Annotated in this window: 14 protein-coding genes, 1 pseudogene and 1 riboswitch; of the genes and pseudogenes, 10 read left to right on the top strand and 5 right to left on the bottom strand. The window is 63.2% G+C overall.

Annotation, left to right across the window (positions count from 1 at the left end; all coding sequences use genetic code 11):
* Positions 1–203: 203 nt before the first annotated feature.
* The 7 genes and pseudogenes from J1M81_RS02940 (at position 204) to J1M81_RS02910 (ending at position 7,857) form a co-directional block, all read left to right on the top strand.
* Entirely contained in the window at positions 204–1,148 is a 945-nt protein-coding gene (locus J1M81_RS02940; protein WP_206497555.1) for a squalene cyclase, read from the top strand.
* Positions 1,149–1,293: 145 nt separating this feature from the next.
* Positions 1,294–2,391 (top strand): annotated as a pseudogene (locus tag J1M81_RS02935) (hypothetical protein).
* A 223-nt stretch (positions 2,392–2,614) separates the two neighbouring features.
* Positions 2,615–2,702, top strand: a riboswitch (ZMP/ZTP riboswitch).
* A gap of 15 nt (positions 2,703–2,717) precedes the next feature.
* Positions 2,718–3,935 carry a benzoate/H(+) symporter BenE family transporter gene (locus tag J1M81_RS02930; RefSeq protein WP_052061588.1) on the top strand — a complete coding sequence of 406 codons (1,218 nt, stop codon included), beginning with the start codon at positions 2,718–2,720 and terminating at the stop codon, positions 3,933–3,935.
* Between the two features lie 113 nt (positions 3,936–4,048).
* A complete protein-coding gene (locus J1M81_RS02925) occupies positions 4,049–4,393 on the top strand; it encodes a nuclear transport factor 2 family protein (RefSeq protein WP_032370559.1) in 345 nt (114 codons plus the stop codon).
* Positions 4,390–5,229: an SDR family NAD(P)-dependent oxidoreductase gene (locus J1M81_RS02920; RefSeq protein WP_206497554.1), complete on the top strand. Its 840-nt coding sequence runs from the start codon at positions 4,390–4,392 to the stop codon at positions 5,227–5,229. Before J1M81_RS02925 ends, J1M81_RS02920 begins: the two co-directional genes overlap by 4 nt.
* A gap of 139 nt (positions 5,230–5,368) precedes the next feature.
* On the top strand, positions 5,369–5,815 hold the full coding sequence (locus tag J1M81_RS02915) for a VOC family protein (protein WP_206497553.1): 447 nt from the start codon (positions 5,369–5,371) through the stop codon (positions 5,813–5,815).
* Positions 5,816–6,258: 443 nt separating this feature from the next.
* Complete coding sequence (locus tag J1M81_RS02910; RefSeq protein WP_032400737.1) at positions 6,259–7,857, top strand: TPM domain-containing protein; 1,599 nt, start codon at positions 6,259–6,261, stop codon at positions 7,855–7,857.
* Between the two features lie 51 nt (positions 7,858–7,908).
* On the opposite strand, the gene J1M81_RS02905 is transcribed toward J1M81_RS02910, so the two are convergent.
* The 4 genes from J1M81_RS02905 to J1M81_RS02890 all read right to left on the bottom strand — a co-directional run bounded on the left by J1M81_RS02905 (position 7,909) and on the right by J1M81_RS02890 (position 10,826).
* Positions 7,909–9,546 (bottom strand): cation:proton antiporter family protein, encoded by a 1,638-nt coding sequence (locus J1M81_RS02905; RefSeq protein ID WP_206497552.1) that lies wholly within the window; start codon positions 9,544–9,546, stop codon positions 7,909–7,911.
* 202 nt (positions 9,547–9,748) lie between these two features.
* Positions 9,749–10,204, bottom strand: a complete 456-nt coding sequence (locus J1M81_RS02900; RefSeq protein ID WP_027497122.1) for a tellurite resistance TerB family protein — start codon at positions 10,202–10,204, stop codon at positions 9,749–9,751.
* Positions 10,205–10,346: 142 nt separating this feature from the next.
* Positions 10,347–10,679, bottom strand: coding sequence for a hypothetical protein (locus tag J1M81_RS02895; RefSeq protein WP_027497121.1), 333 nt, complete (start codon positions 10,677–10,679; stop codon positions 10,347–10,349).
* Positions 10,680–10,685: 6 nt separating this feature from the next.
* A complete protein-coding gene (locus J1M81_RS02890) occupies positions 10,686–10,826 on the bottom strand; it encodes a hypothetical protein (RefSeq protein ID WP_155290166.1) in 141 nt (46 codons plus the stop codon).
* A 30-nt stretch (positions 10,827–10,856) separates the two neighbouring features.
* Between J1M81_RS02890 and J1M81_RS02885 the strand changes: the two genes are divergently transcribed.
* From J1M81_RS02885 to pabB, 3 genes are all read left to right on the top strand, one after another.
* On the top strand, positions 10,857–11,195 hold the full coding sequence (locus J1M81_RS02885; RefSeq protein WP_027497120.1) for an RNA polymerase-binding protein RbpA: 339 nt from the start codon (positions 10,857–10,859) through the stop codon (positions 11,193–11,195).
* 276 nt (positions 11,196–11,471) lie between these two features.
* Positions 11,472–11,867 (top strand): chorismate mutase family protein, encoded by a 396-nt coding sequence (locus J1M81_RS02880; RefSeq protein WP_027497119.1) that lies wholly within the window; start codon positions 11,472–11,474, stop codon positions 11,865–11,867.
* 10 nt (positions 11,868–11,877) lie between these two features.
* Positions 11,878–13,953 (top strand): aminodeoxychorismate synthase component I, encoded by a 2,076-nt coding sequence (gene pabB, locus J1M81_RS02875; protein WP_032400739.1) that lies wholly within the window; start codon positions 11,878–11,880, stop codon positions 13,951–13,953.
* A gap of 54 nt (positions 13,954–14,007) precedes the next feature.
* On the opposite strand, the gene J1M81_RS02870 is transcribed toward pabB, so the two are convergent.
* Entirely contained in the window at positions 14,008–14,604 is a 597-nt protein-coding gene (locus J1M81_RS02870; RefSeq protein WP_206497551.1) for a hypothetical protein, read from the bottom strand.
* Positions 14,605–14,613 lie beyond the last annotated feature (9 nt).

The raw sequence follows: 14,613 nt of genomic DNA, 5'->3' as shown, positions 1-14,613 counted from the left end.
GCGAGCTTCGATGGGGCCGAAAAACAACTGGGCCAGCAATACATTTTCCGACTCGGACCCTCCCCGAGAATCACGTGCAGGCGACTCGGATGTCTTCACCAATTGTCTCGGCAATTTTGCAGAAATTCGGAACGTAGAGAATGCCCGATGACCCGTCCGCACACAGCGCCGAAAAGATCGATTTCATTGCTAGCCTCGCCTTCATGGTCATCGACGAGTGGCTGCTCGATTCCGATCCAGCGATTCGATGGCAGGTCCTGCGCGATCTGCACGACGCGCCGCCTGCTGATGTGGCGAGTGAGCGCAACCGAATTGTGTACGAAGGCTGGGGCGCTCGTTTGCTTGCTGCACGCGACCCGAACGGCCTGTGGGCCGGAGGTGCTTGCTTCCCATCGGGTTTCGACGGCGATTTCTCAGGAGGGCAGCCGTGGACTTCGACGCTTCATTCGTTGACGTTGCTGCGCGAGATGGGTGTCGACCCGTACGCCGGTGAAGTACGGACCGCCATCGAGGCGGTGCGCCGGAATTGCCGGTGGGAACACGCAGGCCAACGGTTCTTCGACGGTGAAGTCGAGCCCTGCATCAACGGGAGGACCGTCGCCGTGGGTGCATATTTCGGAGTCGACGTCGACGCGATCGTCACCGGACTGGTGAAAGATCAGCTCGCCGACGGCGGCTGGAACTGCGAGGCGGAGTACGGATCGACTCGCGGGTCTTTTCACTCGACGATCTGTGTGCTCGAAGGGTTGCTCGAGCACGAACGAGCCACGGGCGGCACTCCCGCGTCGAGTGCCGCACGCCACCGAGGCGAGGAGTACCTTCTGGAACGCCGGCTGGCCAGGAGGGTGAGCACGGGGGAGCTCGTCGAACCGAACTGGTTGCTTTTCTCCTTTCCGACCTGGTGGCATCATGACCTGCTTCGTGGAGTCGACTACTTCCGAACCGCTGGATCTTTCGTCGACCCGAGGTTGACGGAGGCAATCGAACACATCCGGTCGAGACAGTGCGACGACGGCACTTGGCTGCTGGACAGAACTCACGCCGGTGCGGTCCACTTTCCGATGGAGAATGGCGATGGGCGTCCGAGCAGGTGGAATACCCTGCGCGCCCTGCGAATCATGAGATGGTCCGGAGTGGAGACATCGTGACAATCCGCGCGTGAGCCGGCGACCGAGTGAGCAGCGAAAACCTCTGTGCGGACATCGGTTTGGTGAACCGATGCCGAATTCGCCGAGCCTCAGGAATTCTCGAGCCAGAGGGTTCCCGGATCGGACCTGACTGGTTAATAGAGCGGTGTCGGGGATCGACCACAACCAGGTGGATCGAGCGGGTTCCGCAGGCGAACCGGCTTCGGTGTTATTGATCGCTGATCCCGGCAAACCCACTGCGCTCGCACACCGGGTGGCTGCGCACCTACCGCAACACTTTTGAAGCAGAGACCACCGCGAGCGCAGATGGACGTCGCGAGTACGCAGTAAGCCGTACCTCTCTGGAGAGCAAGCGGACTTGGCGGACGTTATCGACGCTGTCGATCCGTCTTTGGAAGACGCAGAAATCGTCGTGTACCTCACCGATCTGCCACGGCGAGAAGACACCATGCCGGTGGTGGCCGACGTCAGCGCCGAACGATTATTCGCACTCATCTCCGTTGCAGCGGTGGGTGGTGTGCGTATCGAGGACCGCGTCCGCACGGTGACCGAACTGGCAATCGCCTGTGCCGTGGGTGAACCGGAACTAGCCCCACCCGGCGCACAATCGCGGTTTCCCAGCGAGAACATCGAGGGCGGAACACGCTTCTTCGCACCGTCGGGACTTCGACGGTTGCGGCTGTTGTCGGGGATGGTGCGGGCGAACCGGCCGTGGCGGCTCGTGACAGGGCTGTCGAAAGTGCTGGTCGGAGGGTTTGCCACCGGAGCGTTCGCGCTGGCTACCAGCACGATTTGGTTGTTCGCCGACACAATGGGCCCATGGCGAATGTGCGCGGCGACGATTCTCTCCATTGCGGCGATGGTTCTGTGGCTGATTCTCGATCACGAATTGTGGGAGCGGCCGAAATCAGCCGAAGAGCGAGACAGATCTGTGCTGTACAACGCAGCGACAGCCGTGACGTTGGTGATCGGCGTTGTCGTCCTCCACATAGCCCTGTTCTGCATGCTGCTGGGGACCGCGTGTCTCACACTTCCTCCGGGACTGCTGTCCAGCACCCTCGGACACGCGGTCGGCTTTTCCGATTACCTCAGTCTCGCTTGGCTACTCGCGTCCATTGCGACCATCGGTGGGGCGCTCGGTTCGGGCCTCGAAGACGATCGCGTAGTCACCGAAGCCGCATACGGTGTGCGGCAGAGGCAACGGATCGAAGAGACGCAGGCACGCTCGAACGACCCGGAATGACACTGCGACCGATAGAACCGTGGCCCTCTTCGGCGGCGGCACGGATTTCGTCGGCCGACCATCGAGGACTGCCCGGGTTCGCAACGCGCACAGTCTTTTCGATACCGGGTGAAAGCATCAATGGCACCCAAGATGGTTCGGGTGGTGCGCGTCGGGTTGCTCCATGGGATGAAGCGGTCACGGTTGTTCCGGTACCGATGGTCCGTAGTTTCGGTCTACCCTGTGGTCGGGCCGTGACTGGCGCTGTGGATGGATCACCATCGGGAAGCGGCCTCGTCTGTTGACGTCTGCCGCGCGCCTGGGCTCCCACCGAGCCGAGGAGAACCATGAGCCACACCCCACCGCGTGATACCGCCGATTCTGATGCACGTAAGACGGGTGGACTGGCGCCACCGATCACGGCAGGCGTGGTCTCGGCCTTGGTCGGGTTCACCAGTTCGTTCGTGATAGTCCTGAGCGGCCTGACAGCGGTAGGAGCGAACCACGAGCAGGCCGCCAGCGGCCTGCTCGCTGTCAGCGTCGTCATGGGTCTGGCCTGCATCGTCCTTTCCTGGCAGACTCGGCTGCCGATCACCGCCGCCTGGTCCACCCCCGGCGCGGCCCTGCTCGCGACCACCGGCACCGTCGATGGCGGTTGGCCCGCCGCGGTGGGGGCGTTCCTTGTCACGGGGGTGCTGATCGTCCTCACCGGTTTGGTACCCCAGCTCGCGGCGCTGGTCACCCGCATCCCCACCTCGCTTGCCCAAGCCATGCTCGCCGGGGTCCTCCTGCAGCTCTGTCTCGGCCCGGTCACCGGGTTGGCTGTGAACCCGATCGCTGTCGCCCCGGTTGTCCTGACTTGGCTTGTTGCACTTCGGTTCTCGCCCCGTTGGGCCGCGCCCCTCGCCTTGCTTGCCGCCGCAGTCGTCATCGGGATCACGGTGGCGGCCGGCGAAACCACGGTGGGCCCGGCGGACCTCGTACCTCGGGTCCATTTGACTTCGCCGACGTTCACTGTCGCGGGTGTCGTCGGGATCGCACTTCCGCTGTACCTCGTGACCATGGCTTCACAGAACGTCCCGGGTGTAGCGGTCATGGCCGGTCTCGGCTACCAGGTTCCGTGGCGGCGATCGATGCTCGTGACCGGCGCAGGCACCCTGCTCGGCGCGACCGCCGGCGGGCATGCGATCAACCTGGCTGCAATCAGCGCCGCCCTGGCTGCCGGGCCGGACGCGGGTGTGGACCGCACTCGCCGATGGATTGCAAGTCTGACTGCGGGAATCGTCCTGATGTTGCTCGGCGTGGCGTCGGCGTCGTTCGGCACACTCGTTGCACTTGCCCCCGTCGGTGTCATTGCCGCGGTCGCCGGACTAGCCCTACTCGGGACACTCGCCGCGTCGTTGACCGCCGCGTTCGCTGATCCGGTAGAGCGAATCCCCGTCGTCATCACTTTTGTGACCGCCGCGTCCGGCACAGTCATCGTCGGTGTCAGCGCTGCCTTCTGGGCGCTCCTGGCCGGGCTGGCTGCACGCTTGCTGCTGGGCAAGCCACGGTCCGCCGCTTGACGTCCTCGGTAACAGCGTGAGTCGACGGGGAGCCGGGGCGAGTGCCGGGCACAGATACCGGTGTGCCGATTCGGTATTGACCTTCCCCCTAGGGGAGGCATCACCGTGGTGTCATGATCACAGAATGGGATGGACTCCCGGACAACGTGAAGAAGTTCATGACCGCACTCGATGTCCGACAGGGCGCTCGCGCGATCACCGTGTTCACCGCAGATGCCGTCGTGACCGACGAGGGCCACGACCACTCGGGCCGAGACGAGATCGAGGCCTGGCTGACCGCCTCGGTCAATGAGAGTGAGTACACCTACACATCGGAGTTCACGGGAGCGACCGCGACCGGCACGACCGTCGACGTCACGCAGCACCTGGAAGGCAATTTTCCCGGGGGAGTCGCCGACCTGCACTACCGTTTCACTCTGGACGGCGCGCTGATCAACCGGTTGGTGATCGAGCCATGAGCAAGCGATGGTTCATCACCGGTGGCACCCCAGGCGGCTTCGGCATGGCGTACGCCGAGGTGGCGCTGGAGGCGGGGGAGCGCGTGGTACTCACGGCGCGGCGTCCAGGGGAACTGGCGTCGTGGGCCGATCAGTACGGTGACCGCGTTCTCGTCGTGCCTGTGGATGTCACGGACGCGGCACAGGTACTGCAGGCGGTACGAACGGCCGAAGAGCATTTCGGCGGTATCGACGTGCTGGTCAACAACGCCGGTCGCGGCTGGTACGGATCGATCGAGGGAATGGACGAAGCCTCGATCCGGGCAATGTTCGAGCTGAATTTCTTTGCAGTACTGTCCGTTACGCGAGCCGTGCTACCAGGAATGCGCACCCGCAGAAGTGGGTGGATCGTCAACGTATCCTCAGTGGCCGGACTTCTGGCGGCGGTCGGATTCGGCTACTACAGCGCTACGAAATACGCGATCGAAGCCGTCACAGACGCTCTGCGCCAGGAGGTTGCCGAGCACGGCATCTCCGTGTTGGCGGTCGAACCAGGGGCTTTCCGCACCAACGCCTACGCTGGATTCGCCGACGAGCCTGTCGCGGAAGCGATTCCGGATTACCACGACATGCTGGAACAGGTTCGTGCCGATTTCGTCGACATGAACGGGGTGCAGCCGGGCGATCCGTATCGTGGTGCCCGTGCGGTGATCCAAGCGATGGCTCAGGACCCGCCGCCACGCCGACTGATCCTCGGCAACAGCGGGTACGACGCCGTGATCGGTGCGCTGGAACAAAACTTGGGCGACATCCGGTCGAACGAAAGGCTGTCTCGGAGCGCGGATTTTCCGGAGTAACCGAGTTGGTGGAGCTCGCTGATTCTGCCGCGGCTGCACGAGGGGACCGGTGAGATCCAGCGGTTGATCGTCGGAGGCGGACTGATGAGAGCCGAACAGAAGCGCAATTCGTGAAACATGCCAGGCGTAGGCTCCTGGCATGTCGTTCAGAATCCTTCGCTCCGACCACGTCGGCTTCGCCGTCGGTTCCCTCGATGACGCCCTTCGGTTCTGGATCGATGGTCTCGGCGCGGTCCTCGAAAGTACCGGTGAGATGGGTGGAGAGTTTCTGGGAGAGGTCACCGGAGCGCACGGGGCTACAGTCCGGATGGCGGTGGTATCCGTTGCGGGTCAGACGATCGAACTGCTGGAATATCGCAACGTCCAGGGAGAGCAGGGATCCTCTCGACCACACGATCCTGGTTTCGCGCATCTTGCCTTCGAGGTCGACAACATCGACGCGGTCCTGACGCGAATCGCGAACTTCGGGTGGACGGCGCAGGGAACTCCTCAACCTATTGCCGGCGGGGCAAAGGTGGGCACCCGCGTGATGTACGCGGTGGGTCCACACGGAGAGACGATCGAATTCATGGAGCCGCCGCAGTGACAACCGATTACCCAGGTCGATCGAACGTTCAGGACAGTACCTGACATAATGTTGATTATCGGCAAAATGCCGACCTGCGGTTCGCTGAGATCGACTTGTGGTTCGCTGCTGCCCAACAACTTTCCTCGACGCAGTCGATTCGGCTGAAGCCCTTCGTTGTCCGAAGTCTGCGTCGACGCGACGCGTCCCGGTGGTATCGAAATGCCTGCGGGAAATGTGACGGGCTTCCGGTCGACAGCTATCGCAGCCGGCCCGCTGACTGCCCGCTGTCATGGGATCGGCGCACTGCGGACCGGACGGCACCCTCTCCCTCTCTGCTCCTTCCTCCCCGTTGTTTCGTCACTGTGACGAAACAACGGGGAGGAAACCCGTTCTGGATATCCACTGCCGCGTCGGCCGATTGTGCTGGCTACCGTAGACGAACTCTGGTTAGAGTTCGTTCGATGGACGCCTTTCTCGAGACATCCCGTCGCCGGAACTTCCACCGCCGAGTTGCTGCAGCCGTACTGATGGCCCTCATTGCATCGTTCGGCCTCGTTGGCTGCTCCGACGATCCGTCCGGCGGAGACGCCGGCTTCGAGGGTTTGACCTCGGGTCAGCGTGTCTACGACCGAACGGGTTTTTCCCTGAATCCGGCGCAGACCGCGGACATCCAACGTCAGTTGGAGAACTTGAAGTCCGACACCGGTGCGGACGTGATCGCGTACGTGCGTGAGCTCGACGCGGACCCCGACGACACGTTGGATCAAGTAGAAGACCTGCAGCAGAGATGGGTGTCCCTGACGGGCGTCGACCAGGACACTGCAGGCGCAATACTGATCAACCGGGAGCCTGGAAAGATCGACGAGGCTCGCGCGGGCATCTTCGTCGGCTCCACGTACGACGACGGTAACGTTCCGCGGGACGAACAAGAGGCCATCATCGAGGACACACTGATTCCGCCGCTGCGAGATGGAGATGTCGCAGGAAGCCTGACCGCGGGCATAGATCGCCTGGCGTCCGACATTCGCACCGGTCCGCCGGTGACTGCCTTGGACAGATTCGCCGACGGTCCGGGCTCGACCTGGCTGCCGTGGGCCGGTTCGGTGATCGCGCTTCTCGGGCTGCTTCTGGTGGGAACGGTGTTTCGGGCCCGAGCGAAACCGACTGTCTCCCAACAATATCCGACGACCGTTCGACCGGACCAGGCCACCGATGCAGCGTACGCGACCGCCCTGGTGCACCGCAGCGCGCAGCCCAGCGGCGTACCGGGGACCGTACTGGCGCTTGCCACCGCCGATGCGCTCACCTTCGAGCAGGACAAGAAACCGGGAAAGGTCGACAAAGGGACAGTCAAGATCAGGCTTGTCGACCGAACCCGTGCCCGCGGCGAGGTTCAACAGGCGGTCTGGTCGATGCTCGCCGAACGAGCCGAGGACGATGTCGTACCCGGCGACGAGTTGAAGAAGATCGCTCGAGGCCCCGGTACAACCAAAGAACTCGTGGAGAAAACACTGCGGGACAGCGGATTCGTCGCCGACGGCTCAGGTCGACGCCGGACAGCGTTGGCCGGTCTGGGCCTACTCGGCGGCGCTCTCGCGATCGGAGGAATTGCCGTGGCGACGTCGGGTGCACCGACGATGTGGCCCGCGGTGGTGTTGTCAGGACTTCTCTTCGTTGCAGGACTGTGGACGGCGATCGCCTACTCACGCTTCTCGGTCGCGGGCCTGGACGCCTCTCGCCCCTGGGAGGCGTACCGCGACGGACTGAAGCAGGCCGCCAAGGACAACGACGAGTCGGTCGATCTGAACCTAGCTCTGCCGGACATCGTTGCGTTCGGCTTGGCCCCGTTCTTTCGGAAACGACTCGAGGCCGCAACCGACCCCGGGAGTGACACGCCGCTACGAGCCTTCACATCACCCGCGGATGCCGACTATGCGGCGGGTGTCCCGGTGGTCCTCCCCTGGTCTGCGTTCTCCGGTGTGTTCGTCTCCAGCAGTAGCGGATCCGTTGCGTCCGGTGGAGGTGCAGGTGGAGGAGGCGGAGCGGCAGGCAGTACCTGACGACTCCCCCATTCGTTTCCGGCGAGCGCCTCCATCACTCGCACCGCCGGCCTATCCGGTGTTGTCCGGTGTACGCGGCTCGTCGGGCTCGGAGTCGGTGCGATCATCGATGTATTCCGGGGTCGAATGCCCCACTTGGTCGGCCAGTTCCAATCCCGCGCCGGCGTAGACGTTGAAGGCGATATCGACGCCCTGGTCTTTTGCCCACTGCACCTCGTCGTCGTACCGTGCGACCGCCGCCACTGTTCCGCCGAAGCCGGACTCTCGCAGACACGCCAGTGCAGTGACGTTCGCACCGTGCCGCGGCATGGCGAGCACCGCGATCCGGACGGAATCCGATCTGCGTAGTCGGTGCCAGAAGTCGAGGTCGGTGGCATCGCCCTCGATGACACGCAGTCCCTGCTCGGCCAGTCGACGGATGCGCGGGCCGTCGTAGTCGACTCCGACGACGTCCAATCGGTAGTGCTCGTTCAGTCGCTGGTAGGCCGCGAACCCCACACGCCCCATGCCGATGACGACGACCTCGGCGTCGCCGGCATCACCGGGGCGTTCCTCGGGGTGGAGGCTCCGCTCGTCCTGGACGGGCAGCCGGCTCGCCATCTTCTCGACCATCAGGTGGCCGCGGCCGTTGACCAGCGCGGACACCACGAAACTCAGAGCCACCGCGATCGACATCTCGACCAACCACGTAGGTGCCAGCAGCCCGGTCGTCACTCCGACAGAGACGACGATCAGACCGAACTCCGAGTAGTTCATCAGACTCAGTCCTGCGAGCAGGGCCGTTCGATACCGGAGTTTCATCGCGGCGAACAGCGCTACGTAGAGCACGGATTTGAGCGGCAGAACGAGCATCATCAGCAGAGCGACAACGAGACTGGGCACATCGGGCAGCCCGGACAGGCCTATCGAAACGAAGAAGCCCACCAACAGAAGTTCCTTGAGGTGGAACAGAGACCGTGCCAGTTCCGACGACGCGGAATGCGAAGCCAACAGGACGCCGATGATCAAGGCGCCGAGGTCACCTTTGAGGCCCAGCGTCGAGAACAGTGCGTACCCCGGAACCAGAGCCATCACGATGCCGAACAACGACTGCATCTCGCCGTGCCCCAGCCCGCTCCAGATTCTCCGAAGAATTCGCGTGAGCGGCCACAGCAGGACGAGGGTGAAGGCCCATGGGCTGGGCAGAGTGCCGCTGGTGACCGTCAGGAAGACGACAGCGACGATGTCCTGCATGACGAGAACGCCGATGGCGACCCGGCCGTAGAGCGCATGCGACTCCCCCCGCTCCTCGAGTACCTTGACGACGAACACGGTGCTGGAGAACGACATGGCGAAGGCCAGGAGTGCGATGGTCGTCAGGCTTTGCCCGGACAGCATGGCGAGGCCGGCCACGGCGGCCAACCACAACACCGTGGTTCCGAGCGCGACACTGATCGCAAGATGGACCGACGTGGTGAGCCAGACCTCGCGGCGCAACAGAATGCGGAGGTCGAGCTTGAGGCCGATGGCGAACAACAGCAGCGTGACCCCCAAGTCGGCGAGCAGGTCCAGCTGCGGCACCTCACCGATATCGAGAGCGTTGATGACGAACCCAGCGGCCAGAAAGCCGACCAACGGAGGTAGTCGCACCGCCATGGCGAGTCCGCCGAGGCCGAATGCGATGACGAGATAAATCGCGGCAACAGTCATGCTCGGTCTCCTCGGTCACGGATCGATCGGTCCGCTGACGCGTCGACGACGTCTTTGCACCCAGCCGGAACGAGCAAAGTAACCCGCGGAGTAGGAAATTGCAGGACAGATGGAGTTCGCGGACGACAACGGCGACCGTCGACGTCTGACGTCGTCGGTCGCCGCAGACCTCATCCGGTCTCGATGCCCACGCCGGGGCGGGTCAGAGCTCGAACTCGGCCGGGTCGATTCCCACTGCGAAGCATGCGTTGCGAACGGCGGCCTTTTCGTGATCGTCGAAATGCCCGTCGGCACCGCCGATGATGATGCCGATCTGGATGACGGCACGGGCCTGGTCCGGCTTGGACTTCAACTTGCCGATCGTGGCGGTGGCCTCGACCTTTCCGAAGTCGAAGTCACCCTGCAGCTTGTCGCAATACCAGTCGAACTTCTGACGGAGCTCGTCGGACTCGAAGACTCGGAGAGCTTCGTTTCCGGCAATCAGCGCTGCCGTCTTCTGCCGCTCGGCCGGATCGATCGTGCCGTCCGCGGCTGCGATGAGAGCGCACATCGCCATGCTGCCGTTGGCGAACTCCTTGTTCTTGAACTGGCTGGTCTTGGTTTGCAGCTGCCCGTTCAATTCCTGTGCTTTGGACTTGAGTTGATCCCAGAACGCCATGGAGCTCCTCTGTGTGTCTTTGCGTCCGCGCAAGGCGCGCGTGCGTCGCCCATTGTCCACGGAGTCGGTGAACAACGACGAGAGCGATGTCGTCGACTGTCGCGCCGCCCGAAAGACGACCAGCGAGGAGCCCCGGAAATACTCAGCGCAGCCGCTCGGCATCGTGTGCTTTCGCCACGAGTTCGATACACAGGCGTTGCAGTTCGTCGGCGGCGGCGCCTTCTGCCACGGCGGTACTGACGTCCTCGGCCGCGCATCGCAGTTCGAATGCGCGATCCGCAACGGCCGACGCTTCTTCGGCGGTCAGCACAACGGCGTCGACGGGAATGGACGTCCCTTTGACGGCACTGCGCTGCTCGTACGCACGTTGTCTGCACGATTGTCGGCAGTACCGTCGTTTGCGGCCGGTGCCGACATCGTCGATGGGACGTCCGCACCACTCGCACGTCTGGTTGCGACGGGTTTTCACGGACATGGTCGCTCAGCCTACTTTGCCGGCGAGGTAGGATGCCTTGATCTGCGCGGGCGAGCCGGGAACGAACGGACGCACGACGACGTTGTAGATCAGTGGGTGGACGACGAAGCTCGGCCGCGCCGAAACCGGCCGGTGGAATCGGCGCACATACCTACTATCGATGGAGAGGACTTCACTATGGCAGATCGTGTACTTCGAGGTAGTCGACTGGGAGCCGTCAGCTACGAGACCGATCGTGATCACGACCTGGCACCCCGCCGCGTGGCTCGCTATCGCTGCGACAACGGTGAGGAATTCGACGTACCGTTCGCCGACGACGCCGAGATTCCCGGTACGTGGGCGTGCCGTAACGGACTCGAGGGTTCTCTGATCGAGGGCACCGCGCCCGAGGCCAAGAAGGTCAAGCCTCCCCGTACCCACTGGGACATGCTCCTCGAGCGCCGTTCGGTGGACGAGTTGGAAGAGTTGTTGAAGGAGCGCTTGGATCTGCTGAAGGTCAAGCGACGCGGAGCCTGATCTCCTGACCGATGCACCGCCCGATTGGAAAACAATCCGGCGGTGCATTTTTTCTCCCGGTGGGAAACCTGGAGATTTTTTTCGGGCGAGTGGTGTGATTATTGTCGTTCAGCGTCCGTTTTCTTCGAGTTTGAGTGGCGCGAAAACGGCTCGGGATGACACCATCGAACATCGCATGTAGTCGGTTACCGAGTCTGTGATGATCGCGGTAACAAATGTCGGCTGCGACCGATAATCATCAGCACCGTAGTCGTCGAAAACAGGGGGCATCAACTCGTGAGCCAGGGTTCCGATCAGTGTCTGCACGACGATCCGCGGACGGCGGCGTCCGACTCGGAATCGGACGGACGCGTTGCGGTCGGCGAACAGAAGTTGGCGGAATTGCGCCGCGAATTGGACGGTATCGACGAGGTCTTGCGCGCAGCCGTACGCGACCGAATCGATGTGTGTGTACGGGTGGCCCACGTCAAACGCGAATTCGGTATTCCCATGATGCAGCCGGGCCGGGTGGGCGTGGTGACCGAACGGGCTCGTGAGTTCGCGTCCGCGAACGGATTGTCGCCCGACTTTCTCGAAGAGTTGTACAAGTCGATGATTGCCGAGGCGTGTCGCGTCGAGGATCTCATCATCGATTCTCCGGGGCCAGAATCTGGCTTCGAGGGCGAACGATAGAGGTACGTCGATGACGATCAGAACCCTCCTGGTGGACAATTACGACTCGTTCACCTACAACCTGTACAGCCTCCTCGCCGAGGTCAACGGCCGACCACCGACCGTGGTCAAGAACGACGTCGCGTGGTCTTCCCTCGACTTCGCCGCGTTCGACAACGTCGTGATCTCGCCCGGTCCCGGCCGCCCGGACGTCGAGCAGGACTTCGGTATCAGTGGTCGAGTGATAAGCGAATCCGGTCTCCCGATTCTGGGTGTCTGCCTCGGCCATCAGGGGATGTGCCACCTCTTCGGGGGCGAGGTCGATCTGGCCCCCGCACCGATGCACGGCCGCACCACCGACATCACGCACACCGGGGTGGATCTGTTCGAGGGGATTCCTTCGCCGTATTCCGTGGTGCGCTACCACTCTCTGGTCGTCACCCGGACTCCCGCCGACTTCGAGGAAGTCGCCTGGACCCCGGACGGTCTGGTGATGGCGGTTCGTCATCACAGCAAGCCGTTGTGGGGAGTGCAGTTCCACCCCGAGTCGATCAGCACCGAATACGGGCGTGAGCTGCTGGCGAATTTCCGCGATCTGACGCTAGCGCGGTCGAGCGCAGCGAACGCAGCGGGGACCCACGATTCGATGTTCACCATCGAAACCCGCACTATCGACAGCGATTTCGACTCCGAGCGCGTGTTCCAGACGCTGTTCGCGCACGACACCAAGAGTTTCTGGCTGGACGGAAGCGCCGCACTCGAGCCCGAGTGCCGATTCACCGTCATGGGCGATTGCTCCGGGCCGCACGCCGAATATGTGACGTACTCGGTAGCCGAGACGATGGTGACCGTCGAGGGCTCCGACGGCACGAAAGAACACATCCACTCGACGTTCTTCGACTACATCGACGCCCAACTACGTCGCCGAGCTACTCCCCCGCGGCACGATCTTCCGTTTGCATTCGGACTGGGCTACGTCGGCTACCTCGGGTACGAACTCAAGGCCGATACGGGCGGGCAGCTGGTGCACACCTCGGCGACCCCCGACGCCTCGATGGTGTTCTCCGATCGGGCGTTGGTGTTCGACCACGAGGCCGGCACCCTGTACTTGATGGGGTTGGCCGATACCCCCGGGGATCCGGTCCTCGCGCAGTGGTTCGACTCGGTCACCGCAACGCTGAGTGGACTGTCCGAGAAGGCGCAGACCGTGAGTGCGCCCAGTGGGATACCTGCGTCCGGTGCTCCGTTGCTCGGCGCAGAGCTGTCCCTGGAGCCACGGCTCAGGCACGATCGCACGCATTACCTCGACCTCATCTCTCAGTGCCTCGCCGAAATCCGTTCCGGTGAAACCTACGAGGTCTGCCTGACGAACACTGCCACCGTGGCCGGTTCCATCGACCCCGCGGCGACGTACTCCTACATGCGGGAAATCAATCCCACCCCGTACAGTGCCTTCTTGAATTTTCCCGACGTCTCGGTCCTGAGCGCCTCCCCCGAGCGATTCCTGCGTATCGACGCCGACCGCATCGTGGAGTCCAAGCCCATCAAGGGAACTCGGCCGCGCGGGGCCACCCCCGAAGAGGACAACGCACTCAAGGCCGACCTCGTCGCGAACGAGAAGGACAAGGCCGAGAATCTGATGATCGTCGATTTGGTGCGTAACGACCTGGCTCAGGTGTGCGTTCCTGGTTCGGTACACGTGCCGAAGCTGTTCGACGTCGAAACCTATGCTCCCGTGCACCAATTGGTCTCCACGGTTCGTGGCCGGCTGCGTGACGACGCGTCGGCTGCCGACTGCATCAGAGCGGCGTTCCCCGGCGGCTCGATGACCGGCGCTCCGAAGATTCGCACGATGGCAATCATCGACAAGCTCGAAGATGGGCCGCGCGGAGTGTATTCCGGTGCCATCGGCTACTTCTCGATCACGGGTACGGCAGATTTCTCGATCGTCATTCGCACGATCGTGGCGACCGAGCACGAGGTCACGTACGGCGTTGGAGGCGCGATCGTCGCGCTCTCGGACCCCGACGAGGAGTTCGAGGAGACGATGGTCAAAGCGGTGTCGATGCGTCGAGCCCTCACTGGCCGGACAGCGAACAGCGGGTAGAGCGCACGCGCTCTACCCGCTGTTCCACATCCCTCGGCCAGTGGCCGTCGTGCTCTACGCAGTGGTGAAGTACTCGAACACCGCAGGCTGAGCTTCGGGGTTGGCGTTGTTGATTCCGATGACCGTGCCGGCGACCGTACCGATCACGGTTCCGATGATGCAGCCCGAGATGAAGTTCGGGAAGATCGAGACGCAGCCGATGGCGAAGCCGAGGCCTGCACCGATGGCCGTGCCGACGCCGCCGCCGTTGTTCCAACCGATGGCGAGCTGGTTGACCATGTTGTCGAAGGCCTGCTGCTTGGTCTTCGCGCCTGCGACCTCAGCGACAGGAACGGTCTGCGGGGTGAGAGTGAGTTCCCGACCTTCGGCACCGATCAGGGGCGCAATGGAGTAGACGGTTCCATTGATGGAGTACTCCAGCGGGATCGACGCCACCGTGGAGCCGGCCTGGTCGACGATCGACACCGTCTCGCTCGTCGCATCGACGCGGAAGAGACCGGCGTCGAGGATGGTCTTGACGGTTCCATCCGGGTTGACCGACGTCTGGTAGGTCATCGACTCCGACGTCGGATCCGCTACGGCCTGGCCTGCGCCGGTGGCTAGGGCTGCGGTCAACGCCACCGCGACCGTTGCTGTTCTGATCAGTTTCACTGTGTCCCC

This window comes from Rhodococcus sp. KRD175 (assembly GCF_017168275.1).
Lineage (GTDB): Bacteria > Actinomycetota > Actinomycetes > Mycobacteriales > Mycobacteriaceae > Rhodococcoides > Rhodococcoides fascians.
The sequence above is the reverse complement of the archived record's forward strand: the minus strand, read 5'-3'. Positions and strand labels throughout refer to the sequence as shown.

Coding starts and splice junctions, on each gene's coding strand:
- J1M81_RS02905 (WP_206497552.1), bottom strand. CDS start 9,546: ATGACTGTTGCCGCGATTTATCTCGTCATCGCATTCGGCCTCGGCGGA.
- J1M81_RS02920 (WP_206497554.1), top strand. CDS start 4,390: ATGAGCAAGCGATGGTTCATCACCGGTGGCACCCCAGGCGGCTTCGGC.
- J1M81_RS02925 (WP_032370559.1), top strand. CDS start 4,049: ATGATCACAGAATGGGATGGACTCCCGGACAACGTGAAGAAGTTCATG.
- J1M81_RS02910 (WP_032400737.1), top strand. CDS start 6,259: ATGGACGCCTTTCTCGAGACATCCCGTCGCCGGAACTTCCACCGCCGA.
- J1M81_RS02900 (WP_027497122.1), bottom strand. CDS start 10,204: ATGGCGTTCTGGGATCAACTCAAGTCCAAAGCACAGGAATTGAACGGG.
- J1M81_RS02940 (WP_206497555.1), top strand. CDS start 204: ATGGTCATCGACGAGTGGCTGCTCGATTCCGATCCAGCGATTCGATGG.
- J1M81_RS02885 (WP_027497120.1), top strand. CDS start 10,857: ATGGCAGATCGTGTACTTCGAGGTAGTCGACTGGGAGCCGTCAGCTAC.
- J1M81_RS02915 (WP_206497553.1), top strand. CDS start 5,369: ATGTCGTTCAGAATCCTTCGCTCCGACCACGTCGGCTTCGCCGTCGGT.
- J1M81_RS02930 (WP_052061588.1), top strand. CDS start 2,718: ATGAGCCACACCCCACCGCGTGATACCGCCGATTCTGATGCACGTAAG.
- pabB (WP_032400739.1), top strand. CDS start 11,878: ATGACGATCAGAACCCTCCTGGTGGACAATTACGACTCGTTCACCTAC.
- J1M81_RS02895 (WP_027497121.1), bottom strand. CDS start 10,679: ATGTCCGTGAAAACCCGTCGCAACCAGACGTGCGAGTGGTGCGGACGT.